The organism is Pelomonas nitida, from assembly GCF_043555975.1.
GTDB lineage: Bacteria > Pseudomonadota > Gammaproteobacteria > Burkholderiales > Burkholderiaceae_C > Pelomonas > Pelomonas nitida.
The window spans coordinates 56,468-74,568 of record NZ_JBIGIA010000010.1 but is presented as its reverse complement, the minus strand read 5'-3'; the positions used below and the strand labels follow the sequence as shown (position 1 = coordinate 74,568).

Sequence of the window (18,101 nt, the reverse complement as noted above, 5' to 3'; positions counted from 1 at the left end):
CGACACGCGATGCAAGCCTCTGCCCTGCCGCCCGACACGCCCTTCGCCTCCGGCGCTCCGCGCTTCACCGCCACGGCGCCTGACGCGCTGACTGCGTGGCAGCAAGCCTTCGCCACACGTGGCGCGAGCTGCGCTGCCGACGTGGGCGGTGAGTTCGCCGTGGCGCTGGACCTGCCCGGCGGCGGCCACTACCTGGCCGTGGACCGGTTCGCCGTTCACAGCCTGTGCTTCGCCGTTCGAGGCGGCCGCCTGCACTACGCGACCCGGGCCGACGAGCTGGCAAGCCGCCTGGGCATCCGCGAGCTCGACACGCAGGCGTTGTTCGACTATCTCTATCACCACTGCATCCCGGCGCCGCGCACCATCTACACGGGCATCCAGCGTCTGCCGGCGGCTCATTACGCACTGTTCCAGAACGGGCAGCTGACCGTAGCGCCCTACTGGACGCCGCGCTTCGTCGAGGACGCCGCGCCCCGCGTCGACGCGCTGCGCGACGAATTCCGCAGCATCCTGCGCACGGCCGTGCAGGACCGCCTGACCGGCGACGGCAAGACCGCCTGCTTCCTGTCCGGCGGCACTGACAGCTCCACCGTGTGCGGCCTGCTGCGCGAGACCACGGGCCAGGCACCGGCGGGTTACTCCATCGGCTTCGAGGCCGAAGGCTACGACGAGATGGCCTACGCGCGCATCGCCGCCAAGGCCTATGGCGCCGACCACCACGAGTACTACGTGACGCCGGCCGACCTGGTGGCCGCCATCCCCGACGTCGCCGCCCACTACGACCAGCCCTTCGGCAACTCCTCCGCCGTGCCGGCCTTCTACTGCGCCCGCAAGGCGCGCGAAGACGGCTTCACGCGCCTCTTGGCCGGCGACGGGGGCGACGAACTCTTCGGCGGCAATGTGCGCTATGCCAAGGAGCGCGTCTTCGACGTCTACAGCCAGATCCCCGCCCCGCTGCGCGCCGCGGTGCTGGACCCGCTGTTCCTGAACCCGGTGACCGGCAGCATCCCGCTGCTGAAGAAGGGCAGCAGCTACATCCGCCAGGCCCGCGTGCCCATGCCCGACCGCATGCAGAGCTACAACCTGCTGGACCGGCTGGGCCTGGCCCAGGTGTTCACGCCGGCCTTCCTGTCTGCCGTGCGCGTGGAGGCGCCGCGCGAGCATCAGCGCGCGACCTGGGCCGCCGGCCCGCGCGAGGCCAGCCTCGTCAACCAGATGCTGGCCTTCGACTGGCGCTACACGCTGGCCGAGAACGACCTGCCCAAGGTCGTCGGCACCACCGGCCTGGCCGGCATGGACGTTAGCTTCCCGCTGCTGGACACCCGGCTGCTGGACTTCTCTTTGAAGCTGCCGACGAGCTACAAGCTCCGCGGCCTGAAGCTGCGCTGGTTCTTCAAGGAGGCGCTGCGCGGCTTCCTGCCGGACGAGATCCTGACGAAGAAGAAGCACGGCTTCGGCCTGCCCTTCGGGCCCTGGGCGGTCAAGGATGCCGCGCTGAATGCGCTGGCCACCGAGTCGCTGCGCGGCATCGCCGCGCGCGGCCTGGTGCGCACCGAGTTCGTCGACAGCCTGCTGAACCAGCGGCTGAAGGAACACGCCGGCTACTACGGTGAGATGGTCTGGATCCTGATGATGCTGGAGCAGTGGCTGCGCCGGCACGCGCCGGACTGGCGCCTGGCCTGACGATCAGGCCAGCGCCGCCGCGAGCGCGGCGACCACCTCGTCCTGCTGCGCGTCGCTGAGGTCGGCGCTCATCGGCAGGCTCATCACCCGCGCGGCCGCGGCAATGCTGTGCGGGCAGTGGTCGGCGCGCGCGTACTGCGCATAGGCCGGCTGGTGGTGCAGCGGCCGTGGGTAATGCACGGCCGTCGGCACGCCAGCCGCCTTGAGCCGGGCCTGCACGGCATCACGGTCGTCCACGAAAACGGTGTACTGCGCCCAGACGCAATCGCGGTCCGGCCGCACGGCCAGCAGCTGCAAGCCCGGCGCCGCAGCCTGCAACTTGGCACGGTAGGCCTCACCCAGCGCCAGCCGGCGCTCGATCTCCCAGCCAAAGCGGTCCAGCTTGCCCAGCACGACCGCACACTGCAGCGTGTCCATGCGGCCGCCAACGCCCAGCCGCGTGTGCAGGTAGCGCTGGCTCTGGCCGTGCGTGCGGATCTCCCGGCAGGCCTGCGCGAGGCGATCGTCGCTGGTGAAGATGGCGCCGCCGTCGCCATAGCAGCCCAGCGGCTTGCTCGGGAAGAAGCTGGTGCAGCCAAAGGTGGACAAGTTGCAGCTCTTTCGGCCCTGCCCGCCGCCGGGCGCAGCCAGCGCACTCGCGGGCGTGACGCCACCCCAATACGTCGCGCCGAAGCTCTGCGCAGCGTCTTCGATGACCGCCAGGCCGTGCCGGTTGGCGATGGCGTTGATGGCGTCCATGTCCGCGACCTGCCCGTACAGGCTGACCGGCATGATGGCTTTCGTGCGCGGCGTGATGGCCGCCTCGACGAGCGTCGCGTCGATATTGGCCGTGTCGGGTTCGATGTCGACGAACACCGGCACCCCGCCGGCCAGCACGATCATCTCCGCCGTCGCCGCGAAGGTGAACGGGCTGGTGATGACCTCGTCGCCGGGCTGCAGGTCCAGCGCCATCAGGCTGATCAGCAGCGCCTCCGTGCCGCTGGCGACGCTGATGCAGTGGCGCGCGCCGGTGTAGGCAGCCAGCGCCGCTTCCATCTCCTTGACCTCGGGGCCAAGGATGTACTGGCCATGGTCCAGCACCTTCTGGATGCGGGCGTTGATGTTGTCGCGCAGCGCCGCGTACTGGCTCTTGAGGTCGATGAAGTCCATCAGGTCAGGGCTGGATCAGTTGGAGTTGCTGACCGCTCAGCAGGTAGCGGTCGTTGGTGTGGGGGCAGCGGGCCTCGAGTGGGACGTCGCTGGACAGCGGCAGCGCCAAGCGCTCGCCGAAGCGGCTCATCCAGCCGATCTGCCGGGCGGGCACGCCCACCATCAGCGCAAAGTCCGGCACGTCGCGATTGACGACGGCACCGGCGCCGACGAAGGCGTAGCGGCCCACCGTCGTGCCGCAGACGATCGTGGCGTTGGCCCCCAGCGTCGCACCCTGCTTCACGAGGGTGCGCCGGTACTCGTCCTTGCGGACGACGGCGGCGCGCGGGTTGTAGACGTTGGTGAACACCAGGCTCGGGCCGCAGAAGACATCGTCCTCCAGCGTCACGGCGTCGTAGACGGAAACGTTGTTCTGGATCTTGACGTTGCTGCCGATGAGCACGTCGTTGCCGACGAAGACGTTCTGCCCGAACGAGCAGCGCTCGCCGATGCGCGCGCCGGCGCTGATGTGCACGAAATGCCAGACGCGGCAGCCGTCGCCGAGCTGGGCGCCGTCGTCGACGATGGCGCTGGGGTGGATCGTGGTCGCCATCAGTCGCGCCCGCCGGGCCGCCCCAAGGGCGCGAGCGCCCCCTCGGGGGCCAGTGAACGAAGTGAACGTGGGGGCATCAGTAACTCAGCGGCAGGTTGACGCGCTTGCCGTCGCGCGCGCTCATGTACATCGCGATCAGCAGCTCCAGCGACTTCAGGCCTTCGCGGCCGTCCGTCTCGGCCTCGGCCTCGCCACGCAGCGTGTTGATGACGTTGTCGTAGTAGAGCGGGTGGCCGAACCCGTAGACCGAGGTGGTCTGGTAGCTCGCGTCGGCGATCTGCGCGTCCATCTCGTGCGGCGTATCGAACTGCCAGTGCTGGATCTCGTTGACGGCCACGCCGCCGATGCGCACCGAACCCTTTTCACCCAGCAAGGTGATCGAGCCCTCCAGGTTCTTCGGGTAGGTCAGCATGCTGACGTTGACGGTGCCCATGGCGCCGTTGCGCCACTTCAGCGCGGCCACGCCGGCATCCTCGACCTCGATGTTGCGCGCCAGCGTGCCGGTGTAGGCCATCACGCTCTCGACCGGGCCGACGATCCAGTCCAGCAGGTCGATGTAGTGGCTGGCCTGGTTCATGAAGGCGCCGCCGTCGAACTCCCACGTGCCGCGCCAGTCGGCGCTGTCGTAGTAGGCCTGCGGGCGGGTCCAGAACACGTTGACCGCCACGTTGTAGAGCCGCCCGAAGCGCCCTTCCGACACCGCCCGCTTGAGCAGCTGCAGCGTCGAGTTGCGGCGGTTCTGCTTGACGACGAACAGGCGCACGCCGGCATCGTCGCAGGCCTTGACCATGGCCAGCCCGTCCTGCCAGCGCGTGGCCATGGGCTTCTCGGTCATCACGTGCAGGCCGGCCCGGGCGGCCTCGATGGCCTGGCGGGGGTGCAGGCCGCTGGGCGTGGTCAGCACGACGCAGTCGATGCCCAGCTCGGCGCGGGCCGCCAGCATGTCGGCCAGGGACGTGAAGCCACGCGCACCGGTGCTAGCGACGGCAGCGCTCAAGGCTGCCGCGTCGACATCGGCCACGGCCACGAGCTCCGCGCGCTCGCCATGGCGCCGCAGCGCCTCGAAATGGTTCTGCGCGATGCGGCCGCAGCCGACCAGCGCAAAGCGGACCTTGCGCAGCGGGGTGGAAGGAATGGGCTGGCCCATGCAGTTCGTCCGGGTTGATCTATCCGGGCTGCATTGTCGGCGCAGTGGCGCCCCCCCAGCGGCGCCGCCATCGGCGGGGCCGCGCAGCCGTGTCGTCAGGACATCAGCTGCCGCGCCAGACGCAGGCCGAACTTCAACCGCCCGCGATCCCAGGGCGTGAAGCGCGGGATCTGGAAGACGTCGTCGCCACGGCGGGCCGCAGCCCAGCGTGTGGAAACGGCGGCATCGAAGCCCAGCTCCCGCACGAGGCCGGGGTGCACGTCCGGCAGGTAGTCGGTACCCGGCTTGCCGTTCGGGTAGGCGAACAGGCCCACCTGCTCGCCCAGCAAGGCCTGAAGCACGTCGCGGCTGCGGCCGATCTCGTCGCCCGCACGCGGGTGGTCGAGCGTGGCGAGGATGGGATGGCTGACAGTGTGGGCGCCGATCTGCATGCCGGCCGCGCGCAGCGCACGCACCTGCGCGCTGCTCATCATCAGGTCGTCCGGCGGGTTCACCTCGGCGCGGGCCGCGATGGCCTCCACGCAAGCCACGCGGGGCTCGGGCGCCAGGTATTTGACGCGTTCGATGAGGCGCCCCAGTGCGGCGCGGCGCGCGGTGTCGTCGCCCAGCGCATGCTGGCCCAGATCCTCGCCGCGGCCATCGGCCAGGCCGCGCAGGTCGAGCACCGGCAGCGCGCTGCGCCGCACCGCCTCGATGAGGGTGTCGTTCCACATGCGCCCGCCGTCGAGAAAGCCCGTGGCGACGAAGAAGCTGCACGGCAGCCCGTGCCGGCGCAGCAGCGGCAGCGCGACATCGTGGTTGTCGGCATAGCCATCGTCGAAGCTCAGCGCCGCCGCACGCGCCGGCAGGCTGCCATCGCGCAACCGCTCGATGGCGGCATCCAGCGGCAGCACGTTGAACCAGGCCTTGACCCAGCCCAGCAGTTCATCAAAACGCGCGGCGTCCACCTCGTCGGGGAACAGCGGGTCGGGGCTGCGCAGCACGCGGTGAAAGATCAGCACGGTCAGGCGGGCCCGGTCACCCGCCGGAGACAACAGCTGGAACAAGGGCTTCATGGCAGGGGCACGACCTTTTTCTTCTCGAAGCGCTTCTTCAGGAACGCCGGCCAGTAAATGACGGGCTCGTCCTTCTCGCGCAACCATTCCTTGCGGGCCAGCCAGCGGCGCCCGACCACGGCGAGCACCAGCAGGTTGTAGGGCAGGTCCCAGTAGCTCAGGCTGAGGAAGGCGCCCCCCACCGCGTAGCCGGCCAGGCTCACCTGCAGCATGCTGCCCAGGTCGGACAGCCACTGCGTCTCGGGCTTGCCGCGCGCCTGCGTGCGCAGCGCGCCGGCCGAGAACCACACCATCGTGAACAGCAACAGGAACAGCAACAGGCCCACGAAGCCCTGCTCACCCAGCACCATGAAGTAGATGCTGTGGGCGGCGTGCACATCCAGCGGGTCGGGCGCGTACATGGCAAAGACCTCCGGCGTCCAGACCATGAAGCCGCCACCGAAGAAACGCGCCTTGGCCAGATTGAGCGCCATCACCCAGGCATTGATGCGCCCCATCGCCGAAGCGTCTGCGTCATAGGTCTTGATGGTGCTCATCCGCTCCCACCATTCCTGCGGCATCAGCGAAAGCAGTGTGCAGCCCACCACCACCATGACGATGGCCCCCACCAGGCGGTTCTTGCCACGCCACCACAACACCAAGGCCATGGCCACGATGGCCAGCAAGGCGCCCCGGGAATGGCTGCCCAGCGCCGCCATGGCCATCAGCAGCATGCACACGCTCATCGTGGCCTTGGCCCACCGCGCCTGCATCTGCAGTTGCAGGAAGCGCATCAGCGGGATCACGATGACGATGGCCAGCGCCACCTCGTTGTTGCCCTCGATGTAGGTGTTCTCGGGCCCCCACACCCGGTAGCCACCCCCCGTCGCCACGGTGAAAGCGCCGCCCTTCACACCGAAGAAGCCGATCGAAATGACCAGGGTCCAGACCAGCAGCAGCATGTGCCGCTTGCTGTGCAGCAACACCATCGCCACGAGGATCATCAGGTCGATCTTCATGACGCGTTTCCACAGCTCGTAGCTGTCGCTGAAATGGATGGAAAACGGCAGCGTGATGCACATCCACACCATGAGCAGCATCAGCAGGATGTTCTCGCGGTTCAGCGAATAGTCGCGCCTATCCTTGGTCATGAGCAGCCCCACCAGCGTCGCGCCGCCGATGGCCGCCGCGAACGGCATGCTCCGCAGCGCCCAGGTGAGCTGGTGCGGGTTCATGATGCTCATCCACGTCCAGCCCAGGATGCCGATCCACGGGCGGCGAAACGCCTGCAACACGATCCAGCCAATGATGGCGAGAAGCAGCACCTCACGCATGCGTCGCCACTCCCGTGACCGCCTGGAACAGCGCCAGCTGCCCCTCCGTCGTCGCCTGCCAGCTGAAGCCTTCGGCATACCGGCGCGTCGCGGCGCGGTCCACACCGGCCGACAGCAGCGCCTGAACGCCCGCCGCGAACGCCGCGCCGCTGCGCTCGGCGACGAGCCGCCCGGCCGCCGGCGCAGCCACCACCTCGGGCGTGCCCCAGATGTCGGTGGCCACCACCGGCGTACCGCAGGCCATGGACTCCAGCAGCACGTTGGCCCAGCCTTCGCGGCTGGAGCACAGCAGCAGCACGTCGGCCGCGCTGTACCACTTGAGCAGTTCGGTGTTCGCCAACGCCCCGGTCAGCCGGACCTTGTCGGCCACACCCAGCCGCGCCGCGCGCGCCAGCAATGCGGCGCGCTCCTCGCCTTCGCCGATGATGACGAGCCGCGCGCCGGGCCGTGCGGGCAGCAGTTCGGCCAGCGCATCGATGGCGATGTCGTGACCCTTGCGCTCGATCAGGTGGCCCACCGACAACAGCAGCGGATCGCCGTCGACGCCGAGTTCCGCGCGCATCGCGGCGGGCGGCAGCGGCCTGAAGCGCTCCAGGTCCACGCCGTTGCGCAGCGTGTGCAGCTTGGCCGGCTCATGCCCCCAGCCCCGCAACACGTCCATCAGCGCCGCGCACACGCCGATGGAGCCGGCCGCGCGCCGCGCCGCCCACTCGATCATCCGCCGGGGCAGCGCGTACTGCGGAATGAGGTTCAGGTCGGTGCCACGGGCCGTGATGGTCAGTGGCTTGTCGAACCACTTGGCCAGCAAGGCGGCGGCGACGCCGTCGGGGTAGTAGTAGTGCGCATCGATGACATCGGGATCGAAACCCTCGTCGATGAGCTGCTGCACGGCCGCGCGCGCACCCAGCGCCAGCATGAGCGGGGCCGACGTCATGCCGACCTTGGGCAGCAACAAGTAGCGCGGGTGCCGCACATCGAGGCCGTTGCGTTGCTCACGGGCCGGCACGGCGGCGAACTTCGCGTAGTCGCCCCAGCGCTCGTGCCGCGATGGGAACCAGGGCACCGGCGCGATGACGCGCGATTCCACCTGGCCGCTTTTCAGCAACTCGCGCAGCCGCGTCTCGACGAAGATGCCGTGGCTGGGCTTGACGCTGTTCGGGAACAGCGTCGAGAACGTCAGCACCTTCAAGGGCTTCACGCCGCCGCCTCCGCCGCTTCACGCAGGATGGCGCCGAACGCGTCGGCCGCCACGCGGTGGCCGAAACGGTCTTCCACGAGCCCGCGCGCCGCGCTCGACAGCTTCAGCCGCAGCGCACTGTCGGCCAGCAGCTTCAGCGTCGCGCTGGCCAGCTCGTCGGCGCCGTCGGCGCGCAGGAAATGCGTGCCATGGTCCACATCCAGTCCCTCGATGCCGATGCTCGTCGACACGACCGGCACGCCCATCGCCATCGCCTCGAACGCCTTGATGCGCGTACCGCCCCCCACTCTCAGCGGGATGACGAAAGCCTGGGCATCCCGGGCATGGTCGCGCACGTCATCCACGAACCCCGTGAAGCTGATGCCGGGCACCTGGCGCTGCACCAGCGACGGGGGCGGGTTCTTGCCGACCACGCGCAGCTGCGCATGCGGCACCTGGGCGCGCACGCGCGGCCAGACTTCATCGATGTAGAAACGGATGCCATCGACATTGGCCTCCCAGTCCATCGAGCCGGTGAACACGACGACCGGTGTGCCCTCGGCGGGCGCCTGCCAGCTGAAGAAGTCGAGGTCCACGCCGGTGGGGATGGCGCGTGCCGTCGTCAGGCCATCGGCCGCGAACTGCTTCGCATCGCGCTCGGACACGGCCACCACACGCGTGAAAGTTGCCAGCGCCTCGCGCTCGAAGCGGCGCATCTTGCCGGCCTGCGAGCCCCACAGCCAACGCAGCGGGGCGCTGGCTGCCGTTCTCGCGTGGCGCTCGAAGATCTCCGCCTCGACGTTGTGCGTGAAGCAGACCGTCGCCCCCTTCAGCCCGGCCGGGCGCAGCACGGCGGCATGGACGAAGTCGAAGACGACGACGTCGAAAGACGATGCCGCCAGCAGCTGCTCGACAGCGGCCATGGCCGCCGGCGTGCGATCGGCGGCGACGTTGATGGGCAGCGGCGACAGCAAATCCGGGGCCCGTTGCCAACGCGCCTTCGGCGGACTGGGCTGCCAGCCGACGAAGCGCTCGCACTGCCGGTCCAGCTCGCCCTGCCATTCGAGCTGCTGCTGCGGCGTGGCGGGCGACAGCAGCGTGATGTCGAACTGCCCGCTTTCCTTCAGCCCGCGCAGGATGTTGCCCGTGCGGATCTTGCCGCCGGCATCGGCCGGAAACAGGAAGACCGGCGAGATGAACGCGACCTTCAGGCGACGAGGCGCTCCGCTCACCAGCAGATGCCCTCGTACTGCGCGAAGCCACCCGCCAGCGACGCCTGGCGCAGGTCGGCATAACCGTTCAGGTCGACGACACGCGCGCCCTTGGCCAGCGCGATGATGCGCTGGCGCGTCTCGGCATCGGCATGGCCCACCACGACGATCTCGGCCCGCGCCAGCGCCGCGTCTGGCGTCTCGTGCAGCAGCTTGTCGAGGTGGGGAATCTCGCGGTCGATGTATTCCTTGTTCTTGCCCAGCAGCCGCGCGATCTTGACGAACTTGTCGTAGATGGCGAGATCGAAGCCCTTGCCGAGAAGCTTCTCGGCGAGCACCACCAGCGGCGAATCGCGCAGGTCGTCGGTGCCGGGCTTGAAGGCCAGGCCGAACAGCGCCACAGGCTTGCGGCCGGCGGACGCGATGAGGTCATAGGCGCGGCCGATGTGGGCGTCGTTGCTGTCCAGCAGCGAGCCCAGCACGGGGATGTCGACACCGCGTTCGCGCGCGATGGTCAGGAAGCCCTTCACCTCCTTGGGCAGGCAGGAGCCACCGAACGCGAAGCCCGGCCGCAGGTAGGCCTTGGAGATGTTGAGCTGCGTGTCGCGGCAGAACAGTTCCAGCACGTCGCGCGAGTCCAGGCCTGTTTCCTTCAGCACGGCGCCGGCTTCGTTGGCGAAGACGATCTTCAGCGCGTGGAACACGTTGCACAGGTATTTGACCGACTCCGCCACACCCACGTCGGCCGCAACGAAGCTGCCCGGCACGCCGGCGTAGAGCTGGCGCATCACCTCCACGCCCGCGTCGTCCAGGCTGCCGACGATGGTCTGCGGCGGGTTGTGGAAGTCGGCGACCGACGAACCCTCGCGCAGAAACTCGGGGTTGAACACCAGCGACAGCCGGTCGCCGATCTTGCGCCCGGCGGCCTGCTCCAGCAGCGGCGCGATGCGCGCGCGCGTCGTGCCCGGTGCCACCGTGCTGCGGATGACCAGCGTGTGGTGACCCGCCTTTCTGGCGATCTCGGCGCCGATCTGGCGCACGACGGCGTCCAGTGCGGTCAGGTCGGGCATGTAGTTGGGCAGCGACGGCGTGGCCACCGAGATCAGCGACACCTCCGTGCCGAGCACGGCCGCCGCGACATCGTTGGTGGCCGTCAGCTTGCCGGCTTTGACCGCGGCGGAAATCAGCTCCTCGATGCCTTCCTCGACGACGGGCGACTGGCCGGACGCGATCAGCTCGACCTTGAGCGCATTGATGTCCACGCCCACGACGTCATGGCCCAGCTCGGGCAGGCAGGCGCATGACACCGCACCCACATAGCCCAGACCGAATACCGAAACCTTCATCTTGTTGTTCCTCTTTAGGCCGCCGCGCGCGCGGTGGTGGTGCCCAGGCCCGCGTTGCGCAGGAAGGCGTCGAACATCAGCAGCACCCACAGCGGCTGGGCATGGTCCATGGCGCCACGTTCGTGCTGGTCCAGCAGGCGGGCGATGGTGGCCGGATTGAACCAGCCCGTCTGCGCCAGCGCACCGTGCTGCAGCGCCTGGCGCGTCTTCTCGCGCAGCGGGCCGCGCAGCCAGCGCGCCAGCGGCACGGCGAAGCCCATCTTGGGCCGGTAGAGCACGTCGTGCGGCAGCATGGGCTCCAGCGCCTTTTTGAACACGTACTTGCCCTCCTGGCCGCGCAGCTTCAGGTCCGACGGCAGCGACGCCACCCACTCGACGAGCGGGTGGTCCATCAGCGGCTCGCGCACCTCCAGGCTGTGGGCCATGCTGGCGCGGTCCACCTTGGTGTTGATGTCGCCGGGCAGGTAGGTGTGGATGTCCAGGTACTGGATCAGCGCCAGCGGGTCGTCGGTGTTGGCGCGGCGCGCGTGGTCGTGGAACACCTCGCTGGCATGCCAGCCTTGCAGGTCGCGCTTGAAGGCGTCGCTGAACAGCTCCTGGCGCAGCGGGTCGCGCACCAGGCCCATGGTGTTGAAGTAGGCATCGACCGAATTGCGCGCGATGGCCTGGAACGTGGTCTTGGCGCGAAACACGCGCGGCGCCCAGTCGGCCTTCGGATACAGCTTGGCCAGTGGGCCGAACACGCCCTTGCGCAGCGCCAGCGGGAAGGCGCTGCGCATGCGCTCCTCCATCATGTGCATCTTGTAGCGGCGGTAGCCGCCCAGGCTCTCGTCGCCGCCGTCACCCGACAGCGCCACGGTCACATGCTTGCGCGCCAGCTCGCAGACGCGGTAGGTGGGGATGGCCGACGAGTCGGCAAACGGCTCGTCGTAGAGATGGGCCAGCTGGTCGACAAGGCCGAAGTCGTCGCTGCTGACCACCTCGACGCGGTGGTGGGTGCGGTAGCGGTCGGCCACCATCTGCGCGAACTCGGTCTCGTTGAACTTGGGGTCGTCGAAGCCGATGGAGCAGGTGTTGACGGGCTGGCCGTCCAGTTGCGCCATCGCGGCGACCACGGCGCTGGAATCGACGCCCCCCGACAGGAAGGCGCCCAGCGGCACCTCGGCCTTCAGCCGCAGCTTGACCGATTCGGCAAGGCGGCGGCGCAACTCCTCGGCGGCTTCTTCCTCGCCGATCCTGGCGTCGAGCGTGAACTTGACGTCCCAGTAGCGCTGCGGCTCACCCAGCGGCTGGCCGCGCTTGACGAGCAGCCGGTGGCCGGGTGCGAGCTTCTTCGCGTGGCGATAGATGGTCCAGGGGTCGGGCACATAGCCCAGCGCGAAATACGCCTCCACGGCGCGCGGGTCGATGTCCTGGCGCAGGCCACCATGGGCCATCAGGCTCTTCAACTCGGAGCCGAACAGCAGCCAGCCGTCCTCGGTCATCGCGTAATGCAGCGGCTTCACGCCCAGGCGGTCGCGCGCCATGAACAGGCAGTCGCGGCGGCGGTCGTGGATCATGAAGGCGAACATGCCGCGCAGGTGGTGCACGCAGTCCTCGCCCCAGTGCTCCCAGGCGCGCACGATGGCTTCGGAATCGCTCTTGGTGCGAAACACATAGCCGTGGCCGCGCAGCTCGTCCATCAGCTCGAGGTAGTTGTAGACCTCGCCGTTGAAGACCAGCGCCACCGACTTGTCATCGTTGAAGATGGGCTGCTGGCCGGTGGCGATGTCGATGACGGACAGGCGGCGATGGCCAAACCCGACGCCGGGCTCGATGTGCAGATCGCCTTCGTCCGGGCCGCGGTGATGCTGCGACTCGTTCATCCGGTGCAGGCGCTCGCGCTCGGGGACGCGCTGGCCGCGGGTGTCGAACAGACCGGTGATGCCGCACATGGGAAGAACCTGGTTCAGCCAATCGATGGAAGGCGCTCCAGCCCGCCTGGCCGGAGCAAAAGCGGATTCTTACCGAGCTTGGTGCCGCTACCTCGCCTTGGCGCCTGCAGTGGTGACGCGACCGACGGGTTATCCCCCCGACCGGGGGATGCCTTGACCTCGGCGCACGGGACGGCCTCACCAAGGCGAGCCCCGATACTTCGGCGCCCCCTTCCGCCCTGCCCGCCTTGATCGCCCAGCTGTTCTCTTTCCTGACCGTCGGCGCGCTCTCCACGCTGCTTCAGTACCTGCTGACGGCGGGCTTCGTGCTGGCCGCCGGGCTGCCGCTGGTGCCGGCCTCGACGGCGGGCTTCCTGGCGAGTGCCGCCTTCAATTACTGGGCCAACGCCCGGCTGACGTTCGCGCGCCAGGGCCAGCACGTGACGCACCGCGCCCAGCAACTGCGCTTCGCCGCCATGGTGGCGGTGGGCTGCGCGCTCAATGCCGGGCTGTTGCACGCCGCAGTCGCACTGGGGCTGCACCCGGTGCTGGCGCAGATCGTCGCCACCGGCGGTGTGCTGGCCAGCAACTTCACGCTCAGCCGCCTCTGGGTATTCCGCAGACCTTGACCGCCGCCCCGCCATGGAACTGATCGATCCCGCCCGATTCCCCCGCGCCAGCTGGGCCAGTGACCAACCGCCGGTCGTGAACCTCGTGCTGCCCTGCTACAACGAAGAAGCCGTGCTGCGCGAGACGGCCCGGCGCCTGGGCGCACTGCTCGCGTCGCTGAAGGCGCAAGGGCTGATCGCCCCCGCCAGTGCCGCCTACTACGTCGACGACGGCAGCCGCGATGGCACCTGGGCGCTCATCGAGACGCTGGCCCGGGAAAGCAGCGACGCCTGCGGCATCAAGCTCAGCCGCAACCGCGGCCACCAGAACGCGCTGCTGTGCGGTCTCATGTCCATCGGCGGCGACGCGTTGATCAGCCTGGACGCAGACCTGCAGGACGATCTCTCCATCATCCCGGCCATGATCCGGGCTTTTCGCGAAGGCGACGAACTGGTCTACGCCGTGCGCGGCCGCCGCGACACGGACAGCTTCTTCAAGCGATTCACGGCCGAGGGCTATTACAAGGTGCTGGCGGCCATGGGCGTGGAGGTGGTCTTCAACCATGCCGACTACCGCCTCATGGGCCGGCGCCCGCTGGAGGCCTTGCGCAGCTACGCCGAAACCCACCTCTTCCTGCGCGGCATGATCCCGCAGCTGGGCTTTCGCAGCAGCATCGTCCCGTTCGACCGCGCCGAGCGCTTCGCCGGTGAATCCAAGTACCCGCTGTCCAAGATGCTGAGCCTGGCCTGGCGCGGCGTCACGTCGTTCTCGGCGGCGCCGCTGCGCGCCATCACCGGCCTGGGCGCCTTCGTGTCGCTCATCAGCGTGGCACTGGGCCTGTGGGCGCTGTTCATCCGGCTGTTCACCGACGTCGCCCTGCCCGGCTGGGCATCCACCGTGATCCCGATGTATCTGCTGGGCGGCATCCAGCTGCTGAGCCTGGGCGTCATTGGCGAGTACCTGGCCAAGGTCTACGAGGCCAGCAAACAGCGGCCGCGCTTTCATGTGGAAGCAATCACCGGCCAGTGGGGGCAGCCATGAACACCACCACGCCACACGCCCGTCCGGCCCACCTGGCCGCCGTCGCCCTGCTGGTGGCGCTGGCTTACGCCTGGCTGTGCTCGGCGCTCAAGGTCGACGACGTCGACCGCTACTGGCACGAGCTCGGCACCAACCGCTTCTTCTGGGACCTCGGCCACCTGTGGATGCAGCCGCTGGCCCTGCTGCTGTACCGCGCCAGCGGCGGCGTGCTGGGCGTGAACCACACGCTGGAGGCGATCAACGTCGCCAGCGTCGCGCTGGGATGCGCAGTCTTCTTTGCGACGCTGCGCGAAGCCGGCCACAGCGTGCTGAAAAGTGCGGCGGCCGTCGTCTTCGTGGCGGCCAGCTTCAACCTGATGACGCTGGGCCCGACGGCCCACATCAAGCTGATGGTGCTCCCGGCTCTCGCGCTGGCGCTGCATCACGCGATGCGCTGGGAGCGCGCGGAAAGCGCAGGCGCACCGGCGCTGCGCGACATGGTGGCCAGCGCCGCCTGGTCGGGCCTGGCCGTGAACCTGCTCGTCAGCGTGCTGCCGCAGACGCTGCTGCTGGCGCTCTTCATGCTGATCCGCAGCGCCCGCCGCCACGGTGTCGCCCAGGGCGTGCGCCGTACGCTGCCCTATGCCGTCACGCTGGCGGTCGTCGGCTTCACGCTGCTGCTGGCCGCCTATGCAACAGCCCGCCAGACCGGCACGACGCAGGCGGCAGACCTGCTCAGCTTTGCCGTGGGCGGCCTGAAGGAAAAGCAGGCACTGCAGACCTGGGTGGCCTCCTGGAAGGAGATGCCGCTGCGGTTTGCCTTCAGCCTCATCAACAACTTCGCCTTCCTTCCATCCCTCGGCACCTTGGGCCGCGCATGGATGTGGGGCTGGCTGCCCGACGTGAAACCGGTGCTGCCTTCGCTGCTGGGCCAGGCCGCATTGGCGGCGCTGGTGGGCGGCCTGCTGCTGGCCACAGCCGTCGTGGGCGCGCAGCAGGCGCTGCGCCGCGCGGCCCCCGGGCTGCTGTCGCCCTGGGCCTTCGTGCTCGGTGCCACCGCGTTCTCGTACTACTACAACCTCAATGACCCCGAGCATTGGTTCCAGTTCACGATGCCGGTTGCGCTGCTGGCGCTGCAACTGCGCCGCCGCTGGCTGGACGTGTGGCTGCTGGGTCTCGTGATGCCGGTGCTGCTGGCGGTCAACCTGCTCGGCTACGGCATTCCCAAGGCCCGCTTCGCGCTGGCGGAGCGAGAGCAGGCGCTGCAGGCCGCACTCGGGCCGCAGGGCCTGTACGTGGGCTTCGCCGCCTATCCGGGCGAGCCGGACAGCAGCCTGTTCAACACGGCCGGCATCGAGCACTTCAACATCGACCTCGTGCAGGCGAACGACACGCCGGGCGACACCCAGGCCTTGCTCGCGCGGCTGGACGCACGGGTCGACGCCGCGCTGGCACGGGGCGACCGCGTGCTGGTGTTCCGTGCGCTCGATGACGAGGACTGGCGCGGGCCCGTGATGCAGGTAGCCCAGTCCGGCCTGCCGCGCGCCAAGCTGCGCAGCCACCTCGCGGCCCGCTACGCCATCAGCGGCCCGGTGGACGCCGGCGGCTTCCCCGCCTACGAACTACGTGCGCGCTGACGCGTAAAGCTCGCCATAGGCGGCGATCATGCCGCCCAGGCTGAACTGCGCCCGCACGCGGGCCAGCGCCGCGGCGGCCAGCCGCTCGCGCAGCGCGGCGTCGCTCACCAGGCGCGCGAGCACAGCCGCCAGCGCCTCCGCGTCTTGCGACGGCACCAGCAGGCCCTGGACCTCGGGGTCGATCAGCTCCGGGTTGCCGCCCACGTCGGTCGCCACCGGCGCGCAGCCGCAGGCCATGGCCTCGAGCAGCGTGTTGCTGATGCCCTCGGCCTGCGATGGCAGCGCAAAGATGTCGAACTGCGGCAGCAGTTGCGCCACATCGCTGCGGTCACCGGGCAGCCAGGCCTGGTCCGCCGCGCCGGCCTCGGCCAGACGGCGTTGCGCCGCCTCCAGCAGCGGGCCGCCGCCCAGCATGGCCAGACGAAGCCGCGGCCAGTGGGCCGGGCACAGCTCGCGCAGGCGCAGGAAGGCGTCAACGAGGTTGAGCGGGTCCTTGACGGCCTGCATGCGGCCCACCGCGCCGATGACCAGATGCTCGCCACGCCGGTAAGGCCAGGCCTGCGGCACCGCCACGGCCGGTGAAAAACGCTGCGTGTCGACGCCATTGCAGATGCGCTGCACGCGCGCCGGGGCGAAGCCCACCGGCCCCGTCAGGTATTGCTCGATGGCCTTGGACAGCGCGACGAAGCGATGCGTGCGGGCCCCGTACAGCCGCCGCAACCGCTGGTTGGTGACGCTGACACCACCCAGGTCGTTGGTGTCCCAGCCGTGCTCGCTGTGCACGCGCAACGGCACACGCGCCGCCCAGGCGGGCCACTGGAACTCCATCGCCCCGAGGTTGCGCGTATGCACGACGGCGGGGCGCAGTTCGCGCAGCAATTTGTAGACGCGCGGGTAGAGCCAGAAGCCCTGCCCTGGCGGCTTGTTCAGCGCGACGAACTGCGTTCCCGGTGCCGTCACGCGCTCCTTGAACGCGGTGATCTCCGTCACCGCCACCACGGCATGCCGAAAGGCGGGCAGATGGTTGATGACGTTGACGACTCCGTTCTCCAGCCCGCCCGTGTCGAAACGGTGCAGCAGGTGGACGACGAGCGGGCGCGGATCCTGGCTCACGACTTCAGGGCAGCCGCCGGGCTGCGCGCAGTGGCGGATTTAGGGGCCAGCGACAGCGGCCGCTCGATGAGCAGGAACAGCATCAGGCAGGGCGGCAGCGTGGCCAGCCAGGCCGGCAACAGCAAGGCCAAGGCAAGTCCATCGTGGCCCGGCGATATGAAGCGCTGCGCCACACTGAAGAAGGCCTGCAGCGCCAGGCCGTGGAGCAGGTAATAGGAATAGCTGACATTGCCCATCCAGCGCAACGGCGTCCAGGCCAGGCATCGCCCCAGTGCGTTGCCGGGCCGCTGGAAGGCCGCCAGGCACAGGCAGAAGAAGCCCGCGTAGATCAGCCCGACACGCAGCGCCTGCAACGCCGGGCCCGGCATCGGCACCAAGGGCACGGCCAGCGCCAGCAGCCCGGCAGCAAGGCCCACGACGGCAGAGCAGCCCGGCGGGTTCTCACCGCTCAGCCATTCGTGCAGCAACATGCCCGCGAGGAACATCGTCATCCGCACCGGCCCGCCCCAGATGGCAAAGCCCGCAAGCGCCAGCACAGTCATCAGCACGATGAAGCCCACGCGCCATCGGCGGCTGCGCTGGCGCAGGCCGGTCAGCGCGATCACCAGTGGAGCCAGCAGGTAGAAACAGAACTCGTAGCTCAACGACCAGGCCACGGCGATCAGCGGCTTGATGGGCGTCAGGCCGGGCAGCAGCAACAGATTCCACAGCACGTAGAGCGTCGCCGCGCCGGGCTCACGCGGCAAGTTCTCCGTCCGCCCAAGGCCGATGGACAGCACCAGATAGAGCGCGAACACCGCCAGGAAGGCCGGGTAGATGCGCCGCACCCGCCGCCACAGGTAGTCAAGAAACGGCCGCTCAGCCACGATCAGGCCGCCATAGATCAGGAAGCCGCTGAGCACGAAGAACAGATCGACCCCGACGTTGCCGATGGCGTGCACGGCGTCCAGGATCACGCTCGCCGGGCCATGCGCAGGCACCCAGGGCGATACCAGCGTGGCGTAGTGCACCAGGAACACCAGCAGCACCGCGACGCCGCGCAGCCCTTCCATCGGCCGCAGCGTCGCCGCGCCCAATTCACGCCCCAGTTCCAGCCGCGCTTCAAACCAGCGGCGCAGCGGCGACACGGTGGGCTC

The 18,101-nt window shown here is 69.1% G+C and carries 15 protein-coding genes; 4 read left to right on the top strand and 11 right to left on the bottom strand.

Annotation, left to right across the window (positions count from 1 at the left end; all coding sequences use genetic code 11):
* The first annotated feature begins 9 nt into the window (after nucleotides 1-9).
* A complete protein-coding gene (locus ACG00X_RS14145; RefSeq protein WP_394488833.1) occupies nucleotides 10-1,683 on the top strand; it encodes an asparagine synthetase B family protein in 1,674 nt (557 codons plus the stop codon).
* A 3-nt stretch (nucleotides 1,684-1,686) separates the two neighbouring features.
* Here ACG00X_RS14145 and ACG00X_RS14140 read toward each other — a convergent pair whose 3' ends face one another.
* From ACG00X_RS14140 to ACG00X_RS14100, 9 genes are all read right to left on the bottom strand, one after another.
* A complete protein-coding gene (locus ACG00X_RS14140; protein ID WP_394488832.1) occupies nucleotides 1,687-2,832 on the bottom strand; it encodes a DegT/DnrJ/EryC1/StrS family aminotransferase in 1,146 nt (381 codons plus the stop codon).
* 4 nt (nucleotides 2,833-2,836) lie between these two features.
* Nucleotides 2,837-3,424, bottom strand: a complete 588-nt coding sequence (locus tag ACG00X_RS14135) for an acyltransferase (RefSeq protein WP_394488831.1) — start codon at nucleotides 3,422-3,424, stop codon at nucleotides 2,837-2,839.
* A 76-nt stretch (nucleotides 3,425-3,500) separates the two neighbouring features.
* On the bottom strand, nucleotides 3,501-4,571 hold the full coding sequence (locus ACG00X_RS14130; RefSeq protein ID WP_394488830.1) for a Gfo/Idh/MocA family protein: 1,071 nt from the start codon (nucleotides 4,569-4,571) through the stop codon (nucleotides 3,501-3,503).
* A gap of 95 nt (nucleotides 4,572-4,666) precedes the next feature.
* A complete protein-coding gene (locus ACG00X_RS14125; protein WP_394488829.1) occupies nucleotides 4,667-5,626 on the bottom strand; it encodes a polysaccharide deacetylase family protein in 960 nt (319 codons plus the stop codon).
* On the bottom strand, nucleotides 5,623-6,939 hold the full coding sequence (locus tag ACG00X_RS14120) for a putative O-glycosylation ligase, exosortase A system-associated (protein WP_394488828.1): 1,317 nt from the start codon (nucleotides 6,937-6,939) through the stop codon (nucleotides 5,623-5,625). Before ACG00X_RS14120 ends, ACG00X_RS14125 begins: the two co-directional genes overlap by 4 nt.
* Complete coding sequence (locus tag ACG00X_RS14115) at nucleotides 6,932-8,128, bottom strand: glycosyltransferase family 4 protein (RefSeq protein ID WP_419964734.1); 1,197 nt, start codon at nucleotides 8,126-8,128, stop codon at nucleotides 6,932-6,934. The genes ACG00X_RS14120 and ACG00X_RS14115 overlap by 8 nt, the downstream gene beginning before the upstream one ends.
* A 5-nt stretch (nucleotides 8,129-8,133) precedes the next feature.
* On the bottom strand, nucleotides 8,134-9,348 hold the full coding sequence (locus ACG00X_RS14110; RefSeq protein WP_394488826.1) for a glycosyltransferase family 4 protein: 1,215 nt from the start codon (nucleotides 9,346-9,348) through the stop codon (nucleotides 8,134-8,136).
* Nucleotides 9,345-10,673: a nucleotide sugar dehydrogenase gene (locus ACG00X_RS14105; RefSeq protein ID WP_394488825.1), complete on the bottom strand. Its 1,329-nt coding sequence runs from the start codon at nucleotides 10,671-10,673 to the stop codon at nucleotides 9,345-9,347. The genes ACG00X_RS14110 and ACG00X_RS14105 overlap by 4 nt, the downstream gene beginning before the upstream one ends.
* Nucleotides 10,674-10,687: 14 nt before the next feature.
* The gene (locus ACG00X_RS14100; RefSeq protein ID WP_394488824.1) at nucleotides 10,688-12,607 is read right to left on the bottom strand and encodes an XrtA/PEP-CTERM system amidotransferase; all 1,920 of its coding nucleotides are present in this window, start codon (nucleotides 12,605-12,607) and stop codon (nucleotides 10,688-10,690) included.
* A 227-nt stretch (nucleotides 12,608-12,834) separates the two neighbouring features.
* Here ACG00X_RS14100 and ACG00X_RS14095 point away from each other — a divergent pair, with 227 nt between their 5' ends.
* From ACG00X_RS14095 to ACG00X_RS14085, 3 genes are read left to right on the top strand one after another with little or no spacing between them, the layout of a single operon-like run.
* Nucleotides 12,835-13,215 (top strand): GtrA family protein, encoded by a 381-nt coding sequence (locus ACG00X_RS14095; RefSeq protein WP_394488823.1) that lies wholly within the window; start codon nucleotides 12,835-12,837, stop codon nucleotides 13,213-13,215.
* A gap of 13 nt (nucleotides 13,216-13,228) precedes the next feature.
* Complete coding sequence (locus tag ACG00X_RS14090; protein WP_394488822.1) at nucleotides 13,229-14,236, top strand: glycosyltransferase family 2 protein; 1,008 nt, start codon at nucleotides 13,229-13,231, stop codon at nucleotides 14,234-14,236.
* Complete coding sequence (locus ACG00X_RS14085) at nucleotides 14,233-15,852, top strand: hypothetical protein (RefSeq protein WP_394488821.1); 1,620 nt, start codon at nucleotides 14,233-14,235, stop codon at nucleotides 15,850-15,852. The genes ACG00X_RS14090 and ACG00X_RS14085 overlap by 4 nt, the downstream gene beginning before the upstream one ends.
* On the opposite strand, the gene ACG00X_RS14080 is transcribed toward ACG00X_RS14085, so the two are convergent.
* Nucleotides 15,838-16,965, bottom strand: a complete 1,128-nt coding sequence (locus ACG00X_RS14080) for a TIGR03088 family PEP-CTERM/XrtA system glycosyltransferase (protein ID WP_394488820.1) — start codon at nucleotides 16,963-16,965, stop codon at nucleotides 15,838-15,840. The genes ACG00X_RS14085 and ACG00X_RS14080 overlap by 15 nt on opposite strands.
* The gene (locus tag ACG00X_RS14075) at nucleotides 16,962-18,092 is read right to left on the bottom strand and encodes an acyltransferase family protein (protein WP_394488819.1); all 1,131 of its coding nucleotides are present in this window, start codon (nucleotides 18,090-18,092) and stop codon (nucleotides 16,962-16,964) included. Before ACG00X_RS14075 ends, ACG00X_RS14080 begins: the two co-directional genes overlap by 4 nt.
* Nucleotides 18,093-18,101 lie beyond the last annotated feature (9 nt).